Origin of the sequence: Marinobacter iranensis, from assembly GCF_029207565.1 — a bacterium.
In the GTDB taxonomy this organism is placed as follows: Bacteria; Pseudomonadota; Gammaproteobacteria; order Pseudomonadales; family Oleiphilaceae; genus Marinobacter; species Marinobacter iranensis.
Genome location: NZ_JANCMW010000096.1, coordinates 1 through 278, shown reverse-complemented (window position 1 = coordinate 278; position 278 = coordinate 1). Strand labels below are relative to the sequence as shown.

The window sequence follows — 278 nt, the reverse complement described above, 5'->3', positions numbered from 1 at the left end:
GCCGCAGTAAGCGGAAGCGCAAACCCCTTGGCGTCGACGCGGGGCAGCATGCGGCCTAGCGCGCTGCGGGCGGCGAACGCGAACATGACGGTCGTGACCAGATTGGAGAAAAGGAAGAAAGGAAAGACGAGATTTTCGACGCGGTTGATGAAGGGCATCTCGATGTATTCCAGCGTATGGATGAGCGGAAACTGCAAAATCTTCACTTCCTCGAAGCTGAAAAATCCGAAGGCAATGACGATCGTGAGGAAATTCGTCGCCGTGATGAGCGCATGGCC

1 protein-coding gene is annotated in these 278 nt (G+C 56.1%); it reads right to left on the bottom strand.

All coding sequences use genetic code 11. The features are described from left to right. Window positions 1-278 (bottom strand): GerAB/ArcD/ProY family transporter (locus NLU14_RS21585; protein WP_275710492.1); only part of this gene is annotated, 278 nt, incomplete at both ends.